General features: G+C 64.9%; 22 protein-coding genes. 10 read left to right on the top strand and 12 right to left on the bottom strand.

Annotation, left to right across the window (positions count from 1 at the left end):
• Positions 1-211: 211 nt before the first annotated feature.
• Positions 212-1621 (top strand): NAD(P)/FAD-dependent oxidoreductase, encoded by a 1410-nt coding sequence (locus tag CH292_RS22175; RefSeq protein ID WP_020113204.1) that lies wholly within the window; start codon positions 212-214, stop codon positions 1619-1621.
• Positions 1622-1649: 28 nt separating this feature from the next.
• On the opposite strand, the gene CH292_RS22170 is transcribed toward CH292_RS22175, so the two are convergent.
• From CH292_RS22170 to CH292_RS22130, 9 genes are all read right to left on the bottom strand, one after another.
• The gene (locus tag CH292_RS22170; protein WP_033188824.1) at positions 1650-2033 is read right to left on the bottom strand and encodes a helix-turn-helix transcriptional regulator; all 384 of its coding nucleotides are present in this window, start codon (positions 2031-2033) and stop codon (positions 1650-1652) included.
• A complete protein-coding gene (locus CH292_RS22165; RefSeq protein ID WP_094655754.1) occupies positions 2030-2707 on the bottom strand; it encodes an urease accessory protein UreD in 678 nt (225 codons plus the stop codon). Before CH292_RS22165 ends, CH292_RS22170 begins: the two co-directional genes overlap by 4 nt.
• Entirely contained in the window at positions 2697-3389 is a 693-nt protein-coding gene (gene ureG / locus CH292_RS22160) for an urease accessory protein UreG (protein ID WP_020113201.1), read from the bottom strand. Before ureG ends, CH292_RS22165 begins: the two co-directional genes overlap by 11 nt.
• A 63-nt stretch (positions 3390-3452) precedes the next feature.
• Positions 3453-4082, bottom strand: coding sequence for an urease accessory protein UreF (locus CH292_RS22155; protein WP_033188863.1), 630 nt, complete (start codon positions 4080-4082; stop codon positions 3453-3455).
• A 23-nt stretch (positions 4083-4105) separates the two neighbouring features.
• On the bottom strand, positions 4106-5827 hold the full coding sequence (locus CH292_RS22150; protein ID WP_020113199.1) for an urease subunit alpha: 1722 nt from the start codon (positions 5825-5827) through the stop codon (positions 4106-4108).
• The gene (locus CH292_RS22145) at positions 5827-6459 is read right to left on the bottom strand and encodes an urease subunit gamma (protein WP_094655753.1); all 633 of its coding nucleotides are present in this window, start codon (positions 6457-6459) and stop codon (positions 5827-5829) included. The genes CH292_RS22150 and CH292_RS22145 overlap by 1 nt, the downstream gene beginning before the upstream one ends.
• A 95-nt stretch (positions 6460-6554) precedes the next feature.
• Positions 6555-7853: an aldolase/citrate lyase family protein gene (locus tag CH292_RS22140; protein WP_033188822.1), complete on the bottom strand. Its 1299-nt coding sequence runs from the start codon at positions 7851-7853 to the stop codon at positions 6555-6557.
• A 48-nt stretch (positions 7854-7901) separates the two neighbouring features.
• The gene (locus tag CH292_RS22135; protein ID WP_019667618.1) at positions 7902-8363 is read right to left on the bottom strand and encodes a PaaI family thioesterase; all 462 of its coding nucleotides are present in this window, start codon (positions 8361-8363) and stop codon (positions 7902-7904) included.
• A gap of 210 nt (positions 8364-8573) precedes the next feature.
• Complete coding sequence (locus tag CH292_RS22130) at positions 8574-9290, bottom strand: hypothetical protein (protein WP_230595725.1); 717 nt, start codon at positions 9288-9290, stop codon at positions 8574-8576.
• A 246-nt stretch (positions 9291-9536) separates the two neighbouring features.
• On the opposite strand from CH292_RS22130, the gene CH292_RS22125 reads away from it, so the two are divergent.
• The 3 genes from CH292_RS22125 to CH292_RS22115 all read left to right on the top strand — a co-directional run bounded on the left by CH292_RS22125 (position 9537) and on the right by CH292_RS22115 (position 12984).
• On the top strand, positions 9537-11012 hold the full coding sequence (locus tag CH292_RS22125; protein WP_080738324.1) for an iron chelate uptake ABC transporter family permease subunit: 1476 nt from the start codon (positions 9537-9539) through the stop codon (positions 11010-11012).
• A gap of 119 nt (positions 11013-11131) precedes the next feature.
• Positions 11132-12127, top strand: a complete 996-nt coding sequence (locus CH292_RS22120) for an iron chelate uptake ABC transporter family permease subunit (protein WP_230594197.1) — start codon at positions 11132-11134, stop codon at positions 12125-12127.
• On the top strand, positions 12124-12984 hold the full coding sequence (locus tag CH292_RS22115) for an ABC transporter ATP-binding protein (protein WP_020113193.1): 861 nt from the start codon (positions 12124-12126) through the stop codon (positions 12982-12984). Before CH292_RS22120 ends, CH292_RS22115 begins: the two co-directional genes overlap by 4 nt.
• Here CH292_RS22115 and CH292_RS22110 read toward each other — a convergent pair.
• Both CH292_RS22110 and CH292_RS22105 read right to left on the bottom strand, forming a co-directional pair.
• Positions 12981-15605, bottom strand: a complete 2625-nt coding sequence (locus CH292_RS22110) for a bifunctional lysylphosphatidylglycerol flippase/synthetase MprF (RefSeq protein ID WP_094655752.1) — start codon at positions 15603-15605, stop codon at positions 12981-12983. The two genes, CH292_RS22115 and CH292_RS22110, sit on opposite strands and share 4 nt — an antisense overlap.
• Entirely contained in the window at positions 15602-16903 is a 1302-nt protein-coding gene (locus CH292_RS22105; protein WP_094655751.1) for an esterase family protein, read from the bottom strand. The genes CH292_RS22110 and CH292_RS22105 overlap by 4 nt, the downstream gene beginning before the upstream one ends.
• A gap of 173 nt (positions 16904-17076) precedes the next feature.
• Here CH292_RS22105 and CH292_RS22100 point away from each other — a divergent pair, with 173 nt between their 5' ends.
• From CH292_RS22100 to gndA, 4 genes are all read left to right on the top strand, one after another.
• Entirely contained in the window at positions 17077-17484 is a 408-nt protein-coding gene (locus CH292_RS22100; RefSeq protein WP_094655750.1) for a BlaI/MecI/CopY family transcriptional regulator, read from the top strand.
• Positions 17485-17508: 24 nt separating this feature from the next.
• Positions 17509-18471, top strand: coding sequence for a M56 family metallopeptidase (locus CH292_RS22095; RefSeq protein ID WP_033188817.1), 963 nt, complete (start codon positions 17509-17511; stop codon positions 18469-18471).
• A 264-nt stretch (positions 18472-18735) separates the two neighbouring features.
• Positions 18736-20394, top strand: coding sequence for a DEAD/DEAH box helicase (locus tag CH292_RS22090; protein WP_373454694.1), 1659 nt, complete (start codon positions 18736-18738; stop codon positions 20392-20394).
• Positions 20395-20568: 174 nt separating this feature from the next.
• On the top strand, positions 20569-22020 hold the full coding sequence (gene gndA, locus CH292_RS22085; RefSeq protein WP_094655748.1) for an NADP-dependent phosphogluconate dehydrogenase: 1452 nt from the start codon (positions 20569-20571) through the stop codon (positions 22018-22020).
• 96 nt (positions 22021-22116) lie between these two features.
• On the opposite strand, the gene CH292_RS22080 is transcribed toward gndA, so the two are convergent.
• Entirely contained in the window at positions 22117-22641 is a 525-nt protein-coding gene (locus tag CH292_RS22080) for a DUF4262 domain-containing protein (protein WP_230594195.1), read from the bottom strand.
• A 178-nt stretch (positions 22642-22819) separates the two neighbouring features.
• Here CH292_RS22080 and CH292_RS22075 point away from each other — a divergent pair, with 178 nt between their 5' ends.
• Positions 22820-24133: a DEAD/DEAH box helicase gene (locus CH292_RS22075; RefSeq protein ID WP_037161774.1), complete on the top strand. Its 1314-nt coding sequence runs from the start codon at positions 22820-22822 to the stop codon at positions 24131-24133.
• Positions 24130-24996, top strand: coding sequence for a DMT family transporter (locus tag CH292_RS22070; RefSeq protein WP_094628228.1), 867 nt, complete (start codon positions 24130-24132; stop codon positions 24994-24996). The genes CH292_RS22075 and CH292_RS22070 overlap by 4 nt, the downstream gene beginning before the upstream one ends.
• Positions 24997-25008: the final 12 nt, after the last annotated feature.

Genomic DNA, 25008 nt, shown 5'->3' with positions numbered 1-25008 from the left:
CAGAATCGGATCCGCTTCTGAAGCGATCAAGAGCGCACTCACCACACACCCTGCCGCTTCCGCAACCATCGAGGGTCGACGCATCCCAGGTCACCGCGTGTACGAGCCGAACTGCCGGGCGTGACGAGCCGCCGCATGGGAACCTTGCCGAGACGCCCTGATCGGCGGCGACTACCGTTGCAGCTACATCTAATTTTCAAGGGAGCAGGTAATGAGCATCCAACCGGTCGAATCGAAGCGCCATCACGTCGTTGTCATCGGTTCCGGGTTCGGCGGTCTCTTCGGCGTCAAGGCACTCAAGAAGGCCGACGTCGACATCACCCTCGTGGCCAAGACCACGCACCACCTCTTCCAGCCACTGCTCTATCAGGTCGCGACGGGCATTCTCTCGGTCGGTGAGATCGCTCCCACGACCCGAGTCATCCTGCGCAAGCAGAAGAACGCCGAAGTACTCATGGGTGAAGTCCTCGACATCGATCTGTCGGCGAAGACAGTGACGTCCAAGCTCCTCGAGCGCGTGACGGTGACGCACTTCGACAGCCTGATCGTCGCAGCGGGCGCGCAGCAGTCCTACTTCGGCAACGATCACTTCGCCGAGTTCGCGCCGGGCATGAAGACCATCGACGACGCTCTCGAGCTCCGCGGCCGCATCCTGGGCGCATTCGAGCAGGCCGAACTGTCCAACGACCAAGAAGAACGCGACCGACTGATGACGTTCGTCGTCGTCGGCGCCGGACCGACCGGAGTCGAACTGGCAGGCCAGATCGCCGAGCTCGCAGATCGCACGCTGGACGGGGCGTTCCGCAACATCGACCCCCGCGACGCTCGCGTGATCCTTCTCGACGCGGCCCCCGCTGTGCTCCCACCGATGGGCGAGAAACTGGGCAAGAAGGCCGCGGACCGGCTCGAGAAGCTCGGCGTGGAGATTCAGCTCAACGCGATGGTCACCGACGTCGACAACGACGGACTCACCGTCAAGGAGAAGGACGGCACGACGCGCCGCATCGAAGCACAGTGCAAGGTGTGGTCCGCCGGCGTCCAGGGAAGCGCGCTCGGCAAGCAGCTCGCCGACCAGTCGGAGTCCGAGACCGACCGTGCAGGCCGCGTCATCGTGGAGCCGGACCTCACGGTCAAGGGCCACCCGAACGTGTTCGTCGTCGGTGACTTGATGTCGGTCAAGGATGTACCCGGAATGGCGCAGGGCGCGATCCAGGGTGCGAACTACGCGGCCAAGCAGATCAAGGCGTCGCTCAAAGGCGAGGATCCGAGTCAGCGTCAGCCCTTCAAGTACTTCGACAAGGGTTCGATGGCCACCGTCTCGCGCTTCAACGCGGTCGCCAAGGTCGGCAAGCTCGAGTTCGGCGGTTTCATCGCGTGGGTCATGTGGCTCGCGCTGCACCTGTACTACCTCGTCGGGTACCGCAGTCGCATCACCACCGTCATCTCCTGGTTCGTGACCTTCCTCGGACGCGGACGCGCACAGATGGCGTCGACCGAACAGCAGGTCTTCGCGAGGTTGGCCATCGAACAACTCAATTCGATCGAAGCGTCGGAAAGTCCGGGCGACAGCGAGTCGGGTCGCAAGGCCAGGGCGGAACAAGAACAGAAAGCAGCCGGCTGACCCCGTCTGCAGTCACTCCTCCTCGGCGTCACTCGTGCACATGATGTGCATGGGTGGCGCCGAGTTCGTGAAGCATGCGATGAACGGTGTCGTCGTCGAGCCGGTACGTCATCCTCTTGCCGTCCCGCTGCACTGCAACCCACCCCTCGTTCCTGAGCAGGCGCAGCGCGTGCGAGACCGAGGTCGACGTCATCGACAGGGCAAGCGCCAAGTCGGTGACGCAAATTCCCGGCGCGCGGTGCATACAGAGCAGAATGCGCAACCGCGTCGGATCACCCAATAGATCGAACCGCTGCACCCAATCGTCCAGATTGTGTACCGCGTCCACCGCGGCGCGCGCTTGCTCCACGTGCTCGGGTTCGAACGGGGCAGTGCCGGGCGACTGCGCGTTGCGCACATCTCCGTCCGTCATGTGGGCAACGCTAGCGTGTCTATTCTGCTGCCGGTTGCGGTGGAGAGGCTGCCGCCGGCCGCCAGTGGCATCCGAACCCACGATCGTCCGGCTTCCGCAGTGCGATCGTCTGGGAAACGGATGGTGCTCGACATCGCCATCGGTGCGGAGATGACGTCGTGTCCCGATGTGCCGACGCCGAGTTCCACACGGTGCCGCAAGTGCGGGCGGACTCGGCCCTCGCCGCAGTCGACATCCGAGAAGACTGTGCCGTACCAGGAACCTGCACGCTCCCCGGCCCGGCCGATCTGTATGCGCTCACGGATGTGGATCGCCCCCGAGTCCGAGAAGCGAACGTCGGTGCGCGAGTGGTGCCGCGCGTCGGCCGCGACGATCATGGGTTCCGGGTCGAACAACAGCCTGCCACCGTCCTCGACGTGGAACGACCACCACGAATGCGACTCGGTAGTCGCGGCGCTCGGCAATGCCAGGGTCGCCGCGACACTGTGGACTGCCAGGCTGGCACCTTTTCCCACCTCGACGCGGATTCGCATCTCGTCGCCGCCCAGAGGTGTTGCGGCCGTGCCGATCATGTGTACGGTGTCCGGACCGGTCAAGCGCCCGGACAGTCCGCCGGACGAGATGATCCGCGGACTGCGCTCGGCACTGGCGACGATGACGAGCTCAGTGCGCATCGGCCGCGGCCGTCTCCTTCAGCCGCGCCCGGACCCATTCGAGCACTGTCGATGCCGACGGGTCGTCCGTCAGGGAGATCATCGCGGTCGGTCGGCCCTCGCGTACCTTTTCCGCATCACCTCGCATGACCTCCAGATCGGCACCCACGTACGGCGCCAGGTCGGTCTTGTTGATCACCAGGAGATCCGAGAAGGTAACGCCGGGACCACCTTTACGCGGTACCTTGTCGCCGCCGGCAACGTCGACGACGAAGATCTGGACGTCGATGAGACCGGACGAGAAGGTTGCCGTCAGGTTGTCACCGCCGGACTCGACCAGAATCAGATCGAGTGGCGGGTTCTCGTCGACGAGGTCGTCGATGGCATCGAGGTTCGCCGTGATGTCGTCGCGAATCGCGGTGTGCGGGCATCCGCCGGTCTGAACCGCAGTGATTCTCTCGTCGGGTAGGACGGCGTGCCGACGGAGGAAGTCGGCATCCTCGGTCGTGTAGATGTCGTTCGTCAGCACTCCGAGCGACAGTTCGTCGCGCAGTTCGCGGCACAGCGCAGCGACCAGAGCGGTCTTACCGGATCCCACCGGACCGCCGATACCGATGCGGAGTGCTTCGCCGGGGACTCGAGTGCGCTTCGGTCGGTCGAGGCTGTGGTCGTGCGGCTCGCCGTCGATGAGATGCGGAGGCATTGTGTTTCGGCCTTTCGTGACTCGGTGATGCAGATGATGTCGTTCGAATGAACGGGTCAGTCTTCAGGATACGAACAGCGGCCGCTCGCGCGCCGCGTGGTTCTCCGCCAGCACGTCGAGCAGCGGGTCGGACAGATCCACCAAGGTGGGCAGCAAGGCGCACACCTCGTCCGCCACCTCGTCGCAGGTGCGAGCGAGCCGCAACGTGCATGCCGCGACGTCCGACGGATCGAGGGCGAGCAGTCGCTGTGCTGCGATCGCGGACCCGGTCATCGTGGTGTACACCTGCACCGACGCGATGGCCTGGCCCGGCAGTGTCGCAGCGCGACCGACGAGACCGGCGACGACGGCCAGGTGGGGTCGACGCGGTACCGACTCCCACTGCTGATGCGGCCAACTCGCACGGGCGAGCCTGAGCAATCCTCTCCCCTGTGCCCGCGACGCGGCCCGCGCAGCCGGCGACGGAATACGTGCGTCGCATTCGTCCTCGGCGACGTCCACGTCGAGAACCGACTCACATACCGCGGCCGCGAGGGACGCCGTCACCGCACCGCTGGTCCTGAGTCGACGGATCAGAAATGCTTCCACGGTGTCGATGTCCCGCACGAGCCCTTGTTCGATGGCTTCTTCGATGCCGCCCGAGTGGACGTGACCACCGGTAGGCAACCGTGAATCCGCCAGCGACATGATCATGGAGATTTCGTGCACGACCGCGCTCAAAAGAGAAAGTACCTCTGCGCCATCGGAAGTTCGGTAGCAGGCTGCTCGGTCCAGACGTCGCCGTCGATCTTCACGGTGAACGAATCGGGATCGACCTCGATGCGGGGCTGCGCGTCGTTGAGCGGCATGTCGGCCTTGCCCACCGCCCGAACGTTCCCGACCGCAACCAGCCGTCTGTCGCAGTCGAGTCGATTCGCCAAACCGTCCTCGATCGCCTGAGGGGCGACGAAGTGCACCGATGTGGCTGCTGCGGCCTTGGGTGATGCGCCGAACATCGGTCTGGGCAGCTCCGGCTGAGGGGTAGGGATCGACGCATTCGCGTCCCCCATCTGCGCCCATGCGATCATCCCGCCCTTGATCACCGCGTGCGGCCGGACACCGAAGAACGCCGGATCCCACAGCACGAGGTCGGCCAGCTTGCCTGGTTCGATGGAACCGACCTCGGCGTCGAGACCGTGCGCGACGGCAGGGCAGATCGTGTATTTCGCGATGTAGCGCTGCACACGATTGTTGTCCGCGCGGGTGTCCCCGGGGAGGAACCCCCGTCGTTTCTTCATCACGTGGGCCGTCTGCCAGGTGCGCAACACGACCTCCCCGATCCTGCCCATGGCCTGTGCGTCGCTGCCGATCATGGAGATTGCTCCGATGTCGTGCAGCAAGTCCTCGGCGGCGATGGTGGACGGCCGAATTCGGCTCTCGGCGAAGGCGAGATCCTCCGGGATGGACGGACTGAGGTGGTGACACACCATCAGCATGTCGAGATGTTCGTCGAGCGTGTTGACCGTGTGCGGCCGAGTGGGATTGGTCGAACTCGGCAGCACGTGCCCGTACGACGCGACGGTGATGATGTCGGGTGCGTGCCCACCTCCCGCACCTTCGGTGTGGTACGCGTGAATGCCGCGACCCGCGATCGCATCCAGGGTGGTCTCGACGAACCCGGCTTCGTTGAGTGTGTCCGAGTGCAGAGCGGCCTGCACGCCTGCGTCCTCGCACACACGAAGGCACGCGTCGATGGCAGCGGGAGTGGAGCCCCAGTCCTCGTGAAGTTTGAAACCCGATGCGCCGGCGCGCAGCTGCTCCCACATCGCTTCGGTGCTGACGGTGTTGCCCTTGCCGAGCAGGACGATGTTCATCGGCCAGCCGTCGAGTGCTTCCAACATTCTCGACAAGTGCCAGGCACCCGGGGTGACGGTTGTAGCTTTGCTGCCCTCGGCAGGTCCGGTTCCTCCGCCGATCACGGTGGTGATTCCGCCCGCCAACGCTTCGTCCATGATCTGCGGGCAGATGAAATGCACGTGGCAGTCGATTCCACCGGCCGTGACGATCTTGCCGTTGCCTGCGATGATCTCGGTCGACGGACCGATGACGAGGTCCGGATGGACACCGGTCATCGTGTCGGGGTTGCCGGCCTTGCCGAGCGCGACGATCCGCCCATCGCGAATACCGATGTCCGCCTTGATTATTCCCCAGTAGTCGACGACGACGACTCCCGTGATGACGGTATCGGGGGCTCCGTCGGCCCGCGTTGCGCGCGACTGCCCCATCGACTCGCGGATCACCTTCCCGCCGCCGAAGACTGCTTCTTCCCCGGCCAGTCCTGGACCACCACTTCGGTCCTCGGTCACTTCGATCAGAAGGTCAGTGTCCGCCAACCGGATTCGATCACCTGTGGTGGGGCCGAACAACTGCGCGTATCGAGAACGACTGAGCTGGGCCATCAGGCATCGAGCTTTCCGGGAGGATTCGAACTCAGTCCGTACACTTCTCGGCTTCCGCCGAGAGGAACGAGTGAGACTGTCATGGTGATGCCGGGCTCGAACCGCACCGCAATGCCGGCGGGAATGTCCAGCCGTCGTCCGTGCGCCTGCGCGCGATCGTACGACAGCGCCTCGTTCGCCTGGGGAAAATGGACGTGGCTTCCCACCTGCACCGGACGATCACCGGTGTTGACCACCTCGAGCGTCACGAGGTCCGCACCCTCGTTCAGTTCGATGACGCCGTCCTCGGTGAGGACTTCACCTGGAATCAGATGCCCGTCACCCCGTTTCGGAGAAATGGGTTCATGGACGGTGATCAATTTGGTGCCGTCGGGGAACGTCGCTTCGACCTGAACCTCGGGAAGTAGTTCGGGAACTCCGCTGATGACGTCGTCGGCCGACAGGACCTCGCGCCCCGATGCCATGAGCTCGGCAACAGATTTTCCGTCGCGTGCGCCCTCGAGAAGGTGATCGGTGATGAGCGCGACTGCTTCCGGGTGATTGAGCAGCCGACCTCGACTACGACGCCTACGTGCCAATTCGGCTGCGTAACTGAGGAGCAGCCGGTCCTGCTCGTGCGGAGTCAGCCGCATTCGATCTCCATCCGTAACCCGTCCTGCCCGACGCAGGCAGTACCGGACATTCTGGCACGTGTGCTCGTTTGCGGCAGGGTACGGCCGGCCGACCGCTACGACTGGGCCGAAGGCCCGCCGACGGTACGAGCCAGCAGTCCGTGCAGAACGTCCCGAGTGACGAGAGGTGACAGCGACTCGAGCTCGGCGGCGTCGACCGCCCCGCAATCCAGACCGCGAACGAGGACCGCGGCCAGTGCCTGAGCGGTGGCAGGCTCGTCCATCATGCCGCCCGACGTTGTGTCGAGGTACGCCGCAACCCGCGACGCGGCCGTCGGCATCGCCGACCGGAAGAACGACAACGTCGCAGTCCATCGCGTCGCGAGGTGGGTCGGGTGCATGTCCCACCCTTGATAGAAGCCGCGCTCGAGGGATCGGGTGACCAGGCCGGCGTGGCGCCGGATGGCGCTGTCGACCTCGGCCGGTGTCCCACTCGGAACCACCTGCGTCGAGCCGTCGCTCACCCAGATCCCCGTTTGTGCCGTGGCTGCCAGCATCACCGCCTTCGCGTGATCCGCCACCGGATGTTCGAGGGATTGCTGAGCGGACGTGATTCCGCATGCCGCGCTGTAGTCGTACGTTCCGTAGTGCAGTGAGGTGCACCGACCGTCCGCGCGTCCCAGGGCACGCGCGAGTGTTGCGGTCCCGTCGCTGCCGACGACGGCCTGAGGACTCTCGATCTGAAGCTCGAATCGAAGCGCTCGGTCCGGAAGTCCATGCGCTCGCTCGATCTCCTCGCACAGAGCGACCACTGCGTCGACCTGCTCGGCAGCTCGTAGTTTGGGCACCGTGAACACGAATCCCGACGGCACTCCCCCGGCTCCGTCGAGAACCAGCTCCAGAGTCCTGATACCCCGGCGGCGTTCGTGCGGTGCCAGTCCCTTGGGGCGGATTCCGCACCACTGCGGGCCCAAGGGGTCGGCAGCCAGGGATGCGAGAATTCGTCCCGCCTCGCGGGCGTGTGCGTCCTCGGTCTCGTCCGCACGCCAGCCGTAGCCGTCCTCGAAGTCGATGCGCAGATCTTGAATCGGGCGCGTCGCCAACGCTTCTCGAACGCGCGGCAGCACACCGACCGAGTCGATCGAATCGAACACCTCCTGGTTCTCGTCGATCAGGCTAAGCGCCTGCTGTCCCCACCTTGCCGGAATGTCCACCCCGGCCGCAGATGCGGCTACGTAGATCGTGTGGATGGGCTGCCCACCGATCCGGTCACCGGGGAAATCTGCGGCGAGAGCGTCGTCGACGGGACCGAGAATCGACTCGATGCGGTCGAGCGCAGCGTCGGACAAGCGTGCTCGCTGCCGCGCGGACTCGTTCTGGTCGTCGGGTGATCCGGAGATGGGTGCGTTGCTCACCGTGTCAGTGCCCCAGAACGCCTACCGATGGTGCGGCTCGTCCGGTCTTCACTCGGTGGTTCCGTGGCCGAGCGCTGCGGTGTCGGTGATGTTGGCCAACCGAACCTTGCCCTGCGCGACGGCTTTTCCGGCCTCGTTGGTGATGTCCACCTGCCACAACTGCTGGGTGCGACCGCGATGGATCGGACGCGCTTCGGCGACGAGGGTTCCCTCTCTCGATGCCCGCAGGAAGTCGGTGTTGTTGTTCACGCCGACGACGTGTCCGCGCGAACCGAGCCAGACGCTCGCCCCGATACTGGCCATCGACTCCACGACGGAGCACAGGACGCCGCCGTGCATGATCCCGGCCGGCTGGTGCAGCCTCGGCGTCACGTCCCACGTTGCGCGTACGCGGTCTGCGGACACTTCGGTGTACACGAGTCCGACTGCGCCGTCGAAACCCTGCGCGCAGAGTTCCGTCATCTCCGCGGGATCGACGTTCGGGGTGATGGGGCTTTGCGTCTCGCTCATCGACTCTCCTGATTCGGCTGGCGTCGTCGCGTTCGACGCGCAGATCAGGACTACACCAGAAGGTCGAGACAAAAATCGGCGGGCCTCACATTCGAAGGAATGTGAGGCCCGCCGTGGCAAGGACCGGGAGTCTCTGCAGCCCTCAGGACTCCGGCGCGGTCCGGTGGTTCACCCAGAACTGTAGGCTAGCCTTACCTGAATTAGCAAGGGCTAGGAGGCACGTAGTCGCGTACGTGGCCAGGGCCGGGCGCGGACCGGTGCGCCCGCGGCGACGAACGCGTCGAGCAATGCCTGCCCACGCCGCGCACTGTCGGAAGCAAAGGTGTTCGCAAGCACCGGAATGTACGTCGAGGCACCGAGGATCGAATCGCCGACGAGGCTCCAGAACGTGGACGCGTCGAACGGCGCCCTGGCGGAGATGGACCTCAGAACTGCAGTCAGCGAGGTGATGCAACGGTGCGCGGTCCACACGAGCAGCGCTTCCTCGCACGGGAGAGTAACCGTGCCGGGCGTCGACTCGAGCGGGTCGTCCGGCAGCACGCGCAAATTCGGTGACCCCACGCCCGCCCAGTCGATACCGCCGTCGCTGTCCATGTGAATCCAGAGGTTGTCGATTCCGGGGTCCCACGCTCGACCCTCGAGTACCACCAGCGCGGCGACGCGCCCGACGACCGCGTGCACCAGCGCCGTCGCGACCTGATGGGCCGCAGCCTCCATCGAGCCGAGATCCTCCAGCGATCTGCCGAGCATCGAGTCGACCCGGCCGTCCTCGAGTCCGGTCGCGAGGTGCCACCACCGCCGCTTGCCTTCGGTGGCCATCGCGGCGACTGCGTACATGCGCGGGTAGTCGGGATTGAGCGCCCGAAGGCGCGTGCACGACCGCGCCAGGGGGCTGCCCCCTCCGTTGTGTTCGTACGAACGGTGCACATCGGCCCAGGCATCGGACGCAGCTGTTGCAAGTGACACCGGAACACTCCTCTCGTGACGGTCGATCTTCGTTGCGTTGCTTTAGGTAGGTTAGCCTAACCAAGTGCAGATTCGACGAGAAGGCTGCGCAATGTACGACATGTCACCCCATTCGGCTTGGCTTGCCTTACCTGGACGCGCAGAATGAACAAGGGTTCCGTAACCTAACGCTTGATCCATCAACCACAGTGAGGAGTCACGAACACAGTGACGACGGCACCATTGCTGGGTTCGGGAAACACTCACCCCGCCCCGGACGACGATTTCGCCAAGGAAGAGATTCCCCGCGGGCCGGCGCCATGGGCTCCGCGCATCGCCGCGACGATCGTCGATCTCGCGATTGTGCTTCTTCCGTTGGGTATCGGATGGTCGATCGTCGACTCGCTCCGTGACGACAACGGTGGTGGTCAAGCGGACCGGTTCGTCTTCGGTGCAATTGCAGTCGCGGTTGCAGTCGGCCTCCTCCTGTGGAATCAGGGATATCGGGAAGGCAAGGACGGCCAGAGCACCGGCAAGCGCTGGACGAACCTGATCGTTCGGGATGGTGCCGATGGCAACGCGCTCGGCGTGCGCCGGGCCATGCTGCGGCAATTCGGCATCGGGCGAAGCGGTACCGAGGTAGTTCGCGAGAAGACAGCCGCCGACGAACTGTTCGAGCCGATAGCACGCGACAATTCCGTTGCGGGCATCCGCAAACGACGCATCCTCGGCCTCGTGATCCTGGCGGTTGCTCTCGCCGCCGCGATCCTCGCGAGCATCGCGATCGGAGCGCGCCCGCTGACGTTCGCTGAAATCGGCCACGCCTTGTGGAGTTCGACGGGAACCGACACCGACATCATCGTGCGCAGTCTGCGGATACCGCGCACACTCCTCGCGCTCGTGGTGGGAATCGCGCTCGGCATCGCAGGCGCACTCATCCAGGGCCACACCCGAAACCCACTCGCCGACGCGGGTCTGCTCGGACTCAATGCCGGTGCAGCGTTCCTCGTCGTCCTGTCGATCTACCTTTTCCGCTTCAACTCGCCCAGCCAGTACCTGTGGTTCGCTTTCGCCGGCTCGGCCATCGCCAGTGTGGTGGTGTTCGGTCTGTCCTCCGCCGGAAACGGCAAAGCCAGTCCACTCAATCTCGCGCTCGCCGGCGCGGGCGTGGCGTTCTTCCTGTCCGCGATGACCAATGCCATCGTCCTGTTGGATCAGACAAGTCTCGACGGCTACCGCTTCTGGTCGGTGGGCTCGGTCGCCGGTCGAGGGCTCGACGTCCTCTGGCAGGTACTGCCGTTCCTCGTCGTCGGAGTTCTCATCGCGCTCGCCAGCACGCCCGGCCTCAACGTGATGAGTCTCGGTGAGGACGTCGCTCGCTCCCTGGGCACCAACATCGCGCTCACCCGCACAGTCGGGATCATCGCCATCACCCTGCTCACCGGTGCCGCCACCGCCGCGTGCGGTCCGATCGCCTTCATCGGCCTGGTCGTGCCGCACGTCGCGCGGGTGGTCACCGGCCCGGACTATCGATGGCTGGTTCCGTACGCCGGACTCATGGGAGGCGTCATGCTGATGATCGCCGACGTCATCGGCCGCGTCGTGGTTCGCCCCGGAGAACTGCAGGTCGGGATCGTGCTCGCCCTCTTCGGCGCTCCGTTCTTCATCGCTCTCGTTCGTCGTCGGAAGTTGGCAAGCCTGTGACCTCGTCCTTGACCAAGAACGCGTCGGCGAACGGCGCTGCCGGACCCGACGCGGTCCGTACGGTCCCGTCACGTCCGCCGTTCCGGCTCGGGCCGCTGTCTCTGGTTCGGCGTCCCCTCATGGTTCTCGTCAACCTCGTGATGCTCGCGGCGCTGTTCCTGGTCGTCTGCATCAACATCGGCCGCGGCGACTTTCCGCTGTCCATACCTCAGGTGACAGAAGTGCTGTTCGGGGGCGGTTCTCGCATCGACAGGTTCATCGTGATGGACCTTCGGCTGCCTCGTTCACTCACCGGACTTCTGGTGGGAATGGCTCTGGGCATCTCCGGCGCCGTGACCCAGTCGATCTCGCGCAACTCACTCGCCAGCCCGGACATTCTGGGCATCACCGCCGGTGCGAGCGCGGCCGCAGTAGCACTCATCGTTCTCGGTGGCGGCGGCACGTTCGTCGGCATCCTGGCTACCGTCGGCCTTCCGCTGGCAGCGCTCGTCGGTGGTGTCCTGACAGCGGTGCTCATCTACACGCTGGCATGGAAGCGTGGCGTCGAAGGATTCCGGCTCATCCTCGTCGGTATCGCCATCAACGCGATGCTCACCGCGGCCATCGGCTGGCTGCTGATCAGTGCGGACATCAACGACGTCTCCCGTGCCCAGTTGTGGCTCAACGGGTCCTTGAACGGTGCCGACTGGAGCAAGGTCTGGCCGGTTCTGTGTGCACTGGTGCTGATCGGCGGCATCACCATCATCTCCACGTTCACACTCGGCGCCCTCCGACTCGGCGACGACAACGCCCGCTCGCTCGGTGTGCGCCTCCAGTCGGGTCAGGCCACGCTGCTCCTGGCGTCGGTGGCGCTCGCGGCCATCGCTACCGCCGCTGCCGGTCCCATCGGATTCGTGGCGTTGGCGGCACCTCAGATTGCACTGCGCATTCTGCGCACGCCCGGCCCGCCGATCATCGCGTCCGGGTTGATGGGCGGCTTGCTCGTCGTCGGCAGCGATCTGATCGCCCGCACGATCCTTCCGGTCGAGTTGCCTGTCGGAATCGTGACCTCCGCGCTCGGCGGGCCGTTCCTCCTCTACCTGCTCGTCCGCAGTAACCGAAAGGTCTCCGCATGACCACAACCGAACCCTCCCGCCTCGTCGCCGAAGATCTCACGCTCGGCTACGGAGACCGGATCATCGTCGAGAACCTCGATCTCGACGTGCACACCGGCGTGATCACCACGGTCATCGGACCCAACGGCTGCGGCAAGAGCACCCTCCTCCGCTCCCTCGGACGACTGCTGAAGCCGAAAGCGGGCAAAGTCGTACTCGACGGCAAAGCGATCTCGTCGATGCGCACGAAGGACGTCGCCCGTGTCCTCGGCATGTTGCCGCAAGCACCGACTGCGCCTGAAGGACTGACCGTCGGCGATCTGGTGTCCCGCGGCCGACACCCGCACCAGTCCTGGGTGCGGCAGTGGTCGTCCGACGACGAGTCCGAGGTCGCCAACGCGCTCGAACTGACCGGCGTCGGAGACCTGGCGGACCGGCCGGTCGACGAGTTGTCCGGCGGTCAACGCCAGCGAGCATGGATTTCGATGGCGCTCGCGCAAGGCACCGATATCCTGCTGCTCGACGAGCCCACGACCTACCTCGACCTCGCACATTCCGTCGAGGTTCTCGACCTGGTGGATCGTCTGCACGAGGAGATGGGCCGCACCGTCATCATGGTGCTGCACGACCTCAACCTCGCCGTACGCTACAGCGACCAGCTGATCGTCATGTCGCAGGGCAAAATCGTCGAGTCCGGAAAGCCTCAGGACATCATCTCCGAGAAACTTCTGATGGACGTGTTCGGTCTCGAGGCGAGCGTCATCGAGGACCCGGTCTCCGATCGCCCCCTGATCGTCCCCATAGGAACGCGCCACGTGTACGGAGCGGTCGGAGGTCCGACCAAGACCGCGGCTGCATCCGCCGAGCCGGACGCCTAACGTTCGATCATCGTGCGCACCAACCGGTAACCCTGGCCGAGGGACACATCCGGGAGATAGGCCCGTCCGATCGCATTGCCGATACTCGGCAACGCGGCCGGGTCGGCGAATGTCATGTGCATCGGCTCGTACCGCGGCTGGAACTTCGACTTGAAGGCCAGCAGCGACCTGAACCCGTAGACGGGTTCGAGCGTCTTGCCCAGCACGTCGAGAAGTCGATCGAGCAGCGTGTAGAAGGTGACTTCCTCATCCGACGGTGCATCCGACGCACTGCCGTCGCTCACCTTCGCGAGCGGCGCACCGGACAAGCTGAGGAATCGAACGCCCTCCTCCTTCAACATAATTGCAGCGGATGCGATCAAGAACTCCATCGTCGGTCTGAAACCTTCCGACCGCCTCCGCATGAAATCGAGAGTCCAACCGACGACGACGCCGTCCTCGTACACGGGCATCCACGACGTGATTCCGTGGACGGTCCGGTGTTCGTCGACAGCGACGAGGCAGCGCACCTCTCGATCGTCCACCTCCTCGAGACCACCGAGCGTGAACCCCATCTCGGGCATCCCCTTGTCCGCCACCCACTCCTCGGAGATCGCTGTGATCTGATCCGTGATGGCAAGCGGTGCGTCGGGGAAGCTGATCCACTCGGCCTCGATTCCCACCTTCTTCGCCCGGTTCAGCGCGGTACGGACGTCCTGAAATCTCTTGCCGGTGAAGGCCAGATCCGCGAGATCGAGGACAGTCTCCTCCCCCACCTGGATGCCGCCCCAGCCGATGCTGTCCGTGATGGCACGAACGTCCGGTGTCACCGAGTAGAAGCACGGGATCCACCCGTTCTTCGATGCGAACTCCGCGAAGTCGACCACCGCCGATCGGAGTTCCCCGCGCGGTCCCACCGGATCACCTGTCGTCAGCGCCACACCCGAGATAACCCGGTAGGCAACGAAACTGGATCCGTCGGCGGAGAACCAGTAGGAATTTCCCTTCCACAGCGTCATCCACGACAGCGCGCTCCCGGAACTGGTCGTCAGCAGGGCGCGTGCACGTTCGGCAGCGGCGCTGTCCGCGCGTGAGACAGGGGTAAGGAACGTCGAGAGCACGAACACGCACAACGACACCCAGAAGATGACCCCGGTCCATTCGAACAGCAACGTGGTGAAAATGCTGTCCGGAAGCAATCTCGGTTCGAGCCACTGCAGATACACCGGCGGCACCAGACGCTGCGGGAAGTCCGCGATCAAGCCGAGGAAGGATGCCTTCTGATCGAAACCACCGCGTCCGACGAACCCCAACAGCACGTACAGAACCCACAGAATCACCGCAGTACCCAGCACCGAGATCGTGAACTTTCGATAGGTCCCGCGCGGTGCGCGGACATCGAAGTACTTCCGCGTGAGCGCCAGAACGACGAGAATTGCCAGCGGAAGCAGAAACGGCACGATGGTGCGATACGCGGTCGGCGACTCCAGCCCGTAGAACACCGACTCGTCGTCACCTGCGTCGATGAACCGGATGGCGTAGTTCGCGACGGACACGATCAGCAACACCACTTGCGCCACCACCGCGGCACCCCACGCGAACTTACGGCCTCGTCGGAGTCCATCGGCGAGGAACAGCAGAAAGATCGAGGGCATCAACGACAGGATCGTCGGACCGACACCACCGAGTCTCAGCTCGAGGAGGCCGGTGCGGCACTCGGGGTCGGTTGCCGAATCGGCGCAGATTTCCCGGACCTCTGCCGGCGTGTACGGCACTCCGCTGACGACGTCCCGCAGCACTGCGAACGGCCCGACCGCGTCCGGGCTCAGCGCAGCCAGTACGGGACCGAGCGCGCTGGCGGCGACGACCAACGCCACCAGGACGCGGCCTTCACGCTGTGTGCCCGCCAGACGCGGCCCGCGAGCCGACCGCCCGACGATCGCCGGTCCGAGCACGAGTCCGACGACCGCCGCGGCAAGTCGCACCACATCTTGAAGGTGCCCGCTGAACAGTGCCGACGTGATCAACAGAGCCAGAAGCCCGACGCGTATCCGTCGCCGCCACAACGTGTCCATGCGAGCGCTCGCCACCATCAGAACTCCGACGATCCACGTCGTCGGTCCCACTGCCGTCCCGACGTGCAACCGGAAACCCCAGTCCGCGTCGAACGTCTTCGCCAGCGCCGCGATCCCGAGGCCGAACACGGCACCGAGCACCTGGGTGCAGACGGCCGCGAGGGCGAACTTCGCCGCGCCGATCCGGCGCTCGATCGGCGCGGCCGCGACGAACACCGCAACCACGAACACCACGTAACCGAAGATTCCCGGGGCGAACAGACCGGCGGTGAGTACCGTCCACAGTTTCCATTCCTCGACCGGCATGATCCCGAGAGCCAGGGCGTGGTGCACCGTGTTTCCGCCGACAACGGCTGCGATCACACCGAGCGCGAGCACCACGACGAGCAAACCCAGACTGACCGGTGCTCCCTTGATTCCGAAGCCGATCAGCGAGGCCAGCCGAACGGCCTGCCTGCTGAATCCGCGCCACGCCGCGGACAGTCGCTCTTTCCGCTTCGCCGTCCACGACGGTCCGGACGGTCCCGACGGTTCGGTCGCCTGAGCGTCGTCGATGATGTCGTTCACGAGATGAGTCCTACTCTCTGCATCAGCCAGGGCAGTTCTTGCTTCAGTCCTTCGGACCACACGGCGAAGCTGTGTCCCCCCGGCACTTCGAGATACACCACGTCCATGCCTGCGGCTTTCGCGGCCTCGTACATCGCCTTCTGGCCGGGTTTGTAGTCGTTGTCGTCGGCACCGACGACGAATGCTCCCCCCGACTGCGGGAACTGTCGGGTCTTCAGGAGATCCATCGGGTTCACGGCGACGAACGCGGCCTCGTTCCCGCCGAACGCCTCGGCGACGGTGCGGCCGCGGTCACCGAGAGTCGGCTCGGCCTGACCGGACAGGTCGAGGAAGGTCGGGTAGACGTCGGGGTGGTTGGTCGCCACCTGAATGGAACAAGTCCCGCCGTAGGACAGTCCTCCGATGACGCGACTGCGCGGATCCGGATTCACCTGGAGCGTCGATCCGATCCAGTTCGGAACGTCCGTTGCGAGATACGTGTCGACGTTTCCGAGAGGCGAGTCGACGCACAACGGGTTGGCCAGTGTCGAGCCCGTGGCGTCGGCGACGACCACCACCGGCGCCAGACCGGAATGATCGGCGGCGAATGCGTCCATCGTGCTCGCGAGCTGTCCGCCGTTCAACCAATCCTCCGGCTCCCCCGGCTGGCCTGCCATCAGCACCATGGTGGGCAGAAGAGGGCGTGGATCTGCGAAGTAGGCCGGGGGCAGGTAGATCTGTGCGGGTCTCGCCGAGAATCCGGACACCGTCCCGGGGATCGTCGCCGACGTCAACCGCCCTTGCGACGGCATGGATGCGGGCGCCGTCCACGAAGCGTCCAGTGGATCGCCGGTGACCGGATTCGATTGGGTTCCTGGCACGTTGCTCAGATCGACACGATCCGATTGCTCCAGACCGAGCAACGTTCCCACCGTCGGGTAGGCGGCGAACACGAGGTTCACCTGCGCGGCGGCGGCCGCCACCACCAGAACGGCAGCAACCACCGACACGATCCTGCCGATCAGCCCACTGGATGCGACGGCGCGCGGGACGACCGCGAACAGAGCCGCGAGTCCCACCCCGATCCACACGTAGATCGGGATCTCGATCGGATCGGGGAACGGTCGCCACACCTTCTCGACGACGTAATAGAGCGCCACTGCGACGAGGGCCGCAACGAGTAGACAGATTGGAAGTGCTCGGCGGACGTACCACTTCGTTCGGCTGACGATCAGCCACAGGGCGCCGAGTGCACCCAGAGCGAGGGTGATCCAAGACGTCGTGTCGTCGACGAGCGAAGCTGACACGAACCAGTTCATGACTGCAGAATAAACACAGAGTGGATGCGGTTCGGTGAACGCGATCGAAGTCCACCGGAAAGTCATCCTCCGGGTGGGCGGAACGTCGGATATGACGCATCCCACACGCCCAGGGCGACCTTACTACCGGCAGTAGTACGCATTTGTGTCGGACTAGCCGTAGACTCGGACGAATGGCAGGTCTAGGCGAACTCGAGCGTGCAGTGATGGATCATTTGTGGGATTCATCGGAACCGCAAACCGTGCGGCAGGTCCACGAGGCGCTCGCGACTCATCGTGAACTCGCCTACACCACCGTCATGACGGTTCTTCAACGTCTGGCGAAGAAGCAACTTGTCGTCCAGCAGCGAGACGACCGCGCGCACCGTTACATACCCCTGCACGGGCGGGACGAACTGGTTGCAAGCCTCATGGTCGACGCCTTGTCGCAGGCCCCCGAGTCCGGTGGGCGCGCGGCCGCCCTCGTTCACTTCGTCGGGCAGGTAGGCGCAGACGAGGCCGCGGCCCTCCGCGAAGCACTCGCCGCACTGGAAGTGGCACAATCGGAATCGCCCACGATCGAAGATCGCAACACGAATTGATTCCTGCCCTCGGTTAGTGAGGAAATGAACTCCACCACAGCACTGGTCTTCGCGGTTCTCGCCCTGTTGCTGACGGGTCCGATTCCCGCATTCCTGAGCAAAGCCACGTGGCCCTATCGGGCCCCGCGGGCGGCCCTTGTGCTGTGGCAGGCAATCGCCGTCGCCGCCGTGTTCTCCGCCTTCAGCTCCGGCCTCGCCATCGGTGGACTGTTGCTGGTTCCAGGCCCGGACGGTCGGCCGACGACGGCGCCCACCGACGAAATAGAAGCGCTGGGCCTCCCGCTGTGGATTCTGTACGTGGTGGTGCTGGCGATCACTCTCGGAATCGGCGCGAAACTGATGTTTTCCATCGTCCAGGTTGCGGTGAAGACCAGGCGGCGGCGTGCCCGTCACCGCATGCTCGTCGACTTGCTGGACCGCGGAAGCGACGACGAGCGGCCGTTTCCCGGAATCCGAGATGCCGATGTTCGTGTTCTCGACGCCGTCGAGCCCATTGCCTACTGCCTTCCCGGTCTCAGGCAGAGAGTCGTCCTCAGCGAAGGGGTACTGACCAATCTCAGCCGTGCCGAAGTGAAAGCGATCCTCAGCCACGAACGGTCGCACCTCCGATCACGGCACGACCTGGTACTCGAGGCGTTCACCGCAGTCAACGAGGCGTTCCCGCGGATCGTGCGTAGCAAGTCCGCACTCGGCAGCGTGCAGCTTCTCGTCGAACTTCTCGCGGACGATTCGGCCGTGAAAGTCACCGGACCCACTCCCCTCGCCCGAGCGCTCGTCACGTGTGCCGGTTCCACAGCGCCGCGCGGCGCGATGGCGGCCGGCGGGCCGAGCACTCTCATTCGAGTGAAGCGCCTCAACGGACCCAGGACGGATGTCAGAACGTCGGTGGCCGCGTATGCCGCAGCTGCGGTCATTCTGGTCGTACCCACGATCTTCGTCGCCATGCCCTGGCTGGAAGAACTCAGCCGTCTCATGCGTCATTCCTGAGGGGTCGGCCAGCTCACAGTCGTTCGAATCGGCGAATCGAACACTTGTCTTGTAGACTCGATCATCGGTCGCCATTGCGGCCGAGCAACTCGAAAAGGCACAAACAGCCCCACTCTGCGCATTCGATTCAGCGCACGGATGGCCAGGTGACAGTGCCCTGGCTCGTCAGATATTTGTTCCAGCTGTTGTTTGTGCCCTCTTTCCGTGGGCGTTCTCCCAGCTTGTGCTTCTTGGCGCGCCCGTAAACCGGAGAGGTTCAACTGCGTGACTCACGCTGTTTCGACTAGTACATCCACCCCCGACGCGTCGGACGCCACGAGCGATCCCGCCGTGGTCACCTTCGCCGAACTCGGCCTACCCGAACCTGTGGTAGCCGCCTTGGCGCGCAACTCCATCACCGTGCCCTCGCCCATCCAGGCAATGGCACTCCCGGACGCAATCGCCGGCAAGAACGTCCTCGGCCGGGCTCAGACCGGCTCGGGCAAAACACTCGCCTTCGGCCTTCCCATCCTGGCCAGGCTCGCTCGCCACACCGACAGGCCCGCAGCCAAGCGTCCCCGTTCGCTCGTTCTCGTACCGACGCGCGAACTCGCTTTCCAGGTTGTCGAGTCCATGACTCCCTACGCAGGCGCGCTGGGCCTCACGGTCCGTGCAGCCGTCGGCGGCATGCCGTTCAACAAGCAGGTAGAACAACTTCGCCGTGGCGTCGACGTACTCGTCGCGACCCCGGGACGCCTCGCAGATCACCTCCGTCAGAGCACATGCATCCTCGATTCCATCGAGATCACCGCTCTCGACGAAGCAGACCAGATGGCCGACATGGGCTTCCTGCCCGAGGTGCGCGCAGTCCTCGCCGACACTCCGTCGGACGGCCAGCGCCTGCTGTTCTCCGCCACGCTCGATCGCGAAGTGCAGTCACTCGTCCGTCAGTTCCTGCCCGACCACGTCGAGCACTCCACTCAGGACGGCAAGGCAAGCGTCCGCACCATGGAGCACTACATGCTCATGGTCGATCGCGGCCAGAAGGACATCGTCCTATCTGAGATCGGCGCCCGCGAAGGTCGCACCATCATGTTCGCTCGTACCAAGCTCGGTTGCGACGGAATCACCGACCGCCTTCGTGCACTCGGCATCGCAGCCGAGTCCCTGCACGGCGGCAAGGCTCAGAACCAGCGCACGCGGGTCCTCGAACGCTTCAAGAGCGGGCGCACACCTGTGCTCGTCGCTACCGATGTCGCTGCACGCGGAATCCATGTGGACGGAATCGACCTCGTCGTACATGTGGACCCGCCCGCAGACCACAAGGACTACCTTCACCGCGCCGGGCGTACCGCCCGCGCGGGAGAGAAGGGCACAGTCGTCGCAATCGTCCTGCCCAACCAACGTCGTCAGATTCAGCGTCTGACCGGCATGGCAGGCGTGAAGTCGACTTCGGTGAACGTGTCACCCGGATCCGACGAACTCGCTCGCATCACGGGAGCGCAGAAGCCGTCCGGCGAGCCGCTGCGCGCGGTGAGCTCCGCTCCCCGTGACCGCCGCGACAGCCGTCCCCGCACCGGCGGCTACCAAGGCGACCGCCCTCGCACCGGCGGCTACCAAGGCGACCGTCCCCGCACCGGCGGCTACCAAGGCGACCGTCCCCGCACCGGCGGCTACCAAGGCGACCGCCCTCGCACCGGCGGCTACCAAGGCGACCGTCCCCGCACCGGCGGCTACCAAGGCGACCGCCCTCGCACCGGCGGCTACCAAGGCGACCGCCCTCGCACCGGCGGCTACCAAGGCGACCGCCCTCGCACCGGCGGCTACCAGGGCGACCGCCCCCGTACCAACGCAGTGCACGACGCTCCGCGGTCCGGTGGTTTTCGGAGTCGCACCGACCGCCGCGAGTACGAAGGTTTCGACGGGCCCGCTCGCAATCGCTGATCGGCCCCAAAGTTACTGACGAGTAACGCATTCCGACGCCGGAGGGCGCTGTCACGATTCTCGTGGCGGCGCCCTCCTGCGTTTCGGTTCGAACGGTGTCCGGGGTGACGACACTCGCACCACGGATATCGCCCCCAACTTCCATTGCCGGGCGTCGCAGGGAAAGCTGTACCCATGACTTCAGGAGTGGAATCGTCAGACCTCGCCCAGATCGGTGTCACCGGACTTGCCGTGATGGGTTCGAACATCGCCCGCAACTTCGCGCGCAACGGTCATACCGTTGCCCTTCACAACCGCAGCATCGCCAAGACGGATGCTCTTCTTGCCGAGCACGGCAGCGACGGCAACTTCGTTCGCACCGAGACCATCGAGGAGTTCGTCGCGGCACTGCAGAAGCCGCGTCGGGTTCTCATCATGGTCAAAGCCGGTGACGCAACCGACGCGGTGATCGAGGAGCTCGCCGGAGCGATGGAAGAGGGCGACATCATCATCGATGGTGGAAACGCTCTGTACACGGACACGATTCGCCGTGAAGCTGCGCTGAAGAAGCGCGGCCTGCTGTTCGTCGGAGCGGGAATCTCCGGTGGTGAAGAAGGTGCACTCAACGGCCCGTCGATCATGCCCGGTGGACCCGTGGACTCGTACAAGGCACTCGGCCCGTTGCTGGAGTCGATTGCTGCTCAGGTCGACGGAACGCCGTGCTGCACGCACATCGGCCCCGACGGTTCGGGTCACTTCGTCAAGATGGTGCACAACGGTATCGAGTACGCCGACATGCAGTTGATCGGTGAGGCCTACAACTTGTTCCGCGATGCTCTGGACTACACGCCTGAGCAGATCGCGGATGTTTTCACGGAATGGAACAAGGGCGACCTCGAGAGCTACCTCGTCGAGATCACGGCCGAGGTGCTGAACCAGGTCGACGCCAAGACGGGCAAGCCGCTCGTCGACGTCATCGTCGATGCAGCCGAGCAGAAGGGCACCGGTCGCTGGACGGTCAAGGCCGCCCTGGATCTGGGCGTTCCCGTGACCGGCATTGCCGAGGCTGTGTTCGCCCGCGCACTCTCGGGATCGCGTGGGCAGCGCAAAGCAGCTGTCGGTCTCGCGTCCGGTGAACTCGCAGCCAAGCCCACCGACGCGGAGCAGTTCACCCACGACATCTCTCGTGCTCTGTACGCATCCAAGATCGTCGCGTACGCGCAGGGCTTCGACCAGATCGCAGCCGGCAGTACCGAGTACGACTGGAACCTTCACCCGGGCGACCTCGCCACCATCTGGCGCGGCGGTTGCATCATTCGCGCTCGATTCCTCGATCGGATCAAGGATGCGTACGACGACAATGCCGAGCTGCCGAGTCTTATCCTCGCGCCGTACTTCCGTGAAGCCATCGAGAACGCGATCGACAGTTGGCGACGCGTTGTCGTCACGGCAGCCTCGCTCGGGATTCCGGTCCCGGCGTTCGCTTCCTCGCTCGCGTACTACGACGCGCTTCGTGCAGAGCGTCTACCCGCTGCTCTGACGCAGGGACAGCGTGACTTCTTCGGCGCCCACACCTATGAGCGCGTCGATGCAGAAGGCAAGTTCCACACTCGCTGGAGCGGTGACCGCAGCGAAGTCCAAGCCTGACGCGTAGGCGTTCCGATCGTGGTGCACCGAACCGTGGGCGGTCCGGTGTACCACGATCGTCGCCGTCGTGAGCGGCGCTGTTCGCCTCCATCGCCACTACCACCCCGGCGGCGGACCGAGTATCGGTTGCACGATCGTCGAGGGGTACTCCCCTTCCCATGGCAGATTGCCGTAGTGATCCCGCCAGACAGCCTGTACGGCGCGTAGCGCGCCGTCGGGATAGAGACGTCGGCACATCAGAAGCCACTCCTCCGGATAGGCGACGTCGACGAACGACACCTCGAACCCGCCGGCGGTGCAGTACTGGCCTGCCTCGAAGTGCTGCCCTCCGAATTGAATTCGACGAGCGAGTACGTTGAGCACTGCTGCCGACTCACCCGGTGACCGACCCGTCATCACGATCTCGGGGTGGCCCATGCCGGCAAGTCCCACCGTGTAGCAGAACGCAGGATCGACCATCCCGTCACCGGCGTAGTCGTCGTCGGTGTGGCCGCTGTTCCCGAATTCACCGTCCAGGGCGGTGGCGGCGCTGGACGACACGTATTGCAGCGCCCACCCGTATCGCCCGATCAAGGTCTCCACCGAGTCGACGTAGTCGTCGATCGACTGCCCGTTGCACATCCCGCACATGCTGCCCCCTGAAGTCGTGTAGCCCCGTCGTGTTCGAACTCACGTTCGAGCGGGTAGATGATGACGCAGAGGTCCGACAGAAACGCCGACACCGACGAGGTTCGGTCGGCGCGAGGAACGGATGGGAATGTCCCTCGGCCGGGTGGATGAGGAGCGGTACTGTTCCGCTATGCCCGACCACCACTCGACATTTGCAGACCTGGGGCTGAAACCTGTCGTGGTACACGCTCTCCGAAGGAGCGGTGTCGAGTCACCGTTTCCGATTCAGGCGGCGGTGGTACAAGATGCGTTGGCCGGCTCGGACATTCTCGGGCGTGCCCCGACCGGGTCGGGTAAGACCTTGGCGTTCGGGTTGCCGCTGCTTCAACGGCTGAGCGGAGGCAGTAGCCGACCCTCCCGTCCGCGGTCGGTGATACTGGCTCCGACGCGAGAATTGGCGCTCCAGATCGAGAAGGCTCTCGACGAGGCTGCTCTGGCCTTGGGGGTGCGAGTCGCGGCTGTCGTGGGTGGCGTTCCCGTCCGGCGTCAGGCGGAGCGCCTCGCTCGAGGTGTGGATGTCGTGGTGGCGACACCCGGGCGTCTGGACGATCTGGCTGCCCGAGGCTTCGTCGATCTGAGTTCGGTGACGATTTCCGTGGTCGACGAGGCCGACAGGATGGCGGATCTGGGATTCCTGCCCCAAGTCGTCTCGGTGCTGGATCGTACCGACTCGACGGGTCAGCGAATGTTGTTCTCGGCCACCCTCGACGGCGACGTCGACGACCTGATCCGTCGATATCTCCGTTCTCCGGTCACGCACACCGTCGACGTGCTCCCGATCGCGGAGCGCACAGCGCGACACCATTTCTTCCGTGTCGTCGGATCGGAGAAGGAGTCCGTGGTGGCGTCCATCGCTTCGCGAGACGGACGGACCATGCTGTTCGTCCGAACCAAGTTCGCGGTCGATCGCCTGACCGAGTCACTGCGTTCGGTGGGGGTGAACGCAGCCGGCCTACACGGCGACAAATCGCAGGCCAATCGCATCCGAACGCTGGCGTCGTTCGAGGCTGGACATGTCCCGGTCCTGGTTGCAACGGATGTGATGGCACGGGGAATCCATGTCGATTCCGTCTCGGTCGTCGTCCACGTCGATCCACCCGCCGATGCGAAGGAGTACACCCATCGCGCCGGCAGAACAGCACGAGCCGGCGCCTCGGGGGTCGTGGTGACGTTGGCGACCGAGTCCCAGGTGCCTGCTGCCGTGGCCGCGGCTACCGCGGCAGGCATCGACGCGCACTTCGTGGCTGTGACCGAACACGATCCGGTTCTCGTGTCCGTCGTCGGCGCGCGGCGACCCCCCGGGCGACCGGTCACCGACCCGTTTCCGGCGACTGCGACCGGAACGAGCACCGCTGCGCCCGGCAGGTCGCGCCCCGGCCGAACGCCCGGATCTTCGCGTGCGTCACGCCGAGGCGTGGCCGGGCGTCGTAGCGGACGCCGATGAACGGGTTTCCGGTATTGACCGTGGCACTCGCGCTCGTCGCGGCGATGCTGTTCGCGTGCGCTTCGGTGGCGCAACAGAGCGCCGCGGCCGCGGTCCCGGAAGGCCGATCCTTGATGTCGACGCTCCTCCGAAGCCCGCGGTGGTGGGCAGGGGTTGTCGGCGACGTCGGTGGCTATGCGGTTCAGGTCGCCGCGTTGTGGGTGGGAAGTGTGCTTATCGTCCAGCCGTTGGTCGTGTCCATGCTGCTCTTCGCACTCCCCTTGTCCGCGAAGTTCTCCGGCTTCAAGATGACCCGATCGACGTGGCTGCTGGCGATTTCTCTGGCGCTCGCACTTGCGGTCTTCATCGTCGTCGGTGATCCGACCGAAGGCCACTCCAATGCACCGTTCGCCGACTGGCTGGTTCCGCTGCTGGTGACGACGGTCGTGATATCGGTGTTCGCGGTGGCCGGATTCGTCCTGCACAACCCCGGATACCGAGCGCTGTTGCTCGGCGCCGCCGGTGGGCTTCTGTTCGGAGTGGCGGTGGCGTTCACCAAGTTCGTGACCGACCTCGTGGAGAAAGACATCGTTTCTGCCATCACCGCGTGGCAGACGTACGCACTCGTCGGGTGCGGCGTTCTGGGTTTCTACCTTCAGCAGGTTGCGTTCCAAGCTGGTCCGCTCTCCGCGTCCCTCCCCGCTGTGACCATCGGAGAACCGTTCGGGGCGGCGTTCCTGGGAATCACCGTGCTCGACGAGCGCGTTCGCGACGACCCCGGCGCTTTGGTGATCATCGGCTGCTCGGTCCTGGTCATGATCGTCGCGACGATCGCGCTGTCTCGGTCGCAGGCCCAACTGGCCGAGAGCGTAACCGGCGCCTGACAGGTAAGCTGG

The sequence above is a fragment of the Rhodococcus sp. 14-2470-1a genome, from assembly GCF_002259425.1.
GTDB lineage: Bacteria > Actinomycetota > Actinomycetes > Mycobacteriales > Mycobacteriaceae > Rhodococcoides > Rhodococcoides fascians_E.
The sequence above is the reverse complement of the archived record's forward strand: the minus strand, read 5'-3'. Positions and strand labels throughout refer to the sequence as shown.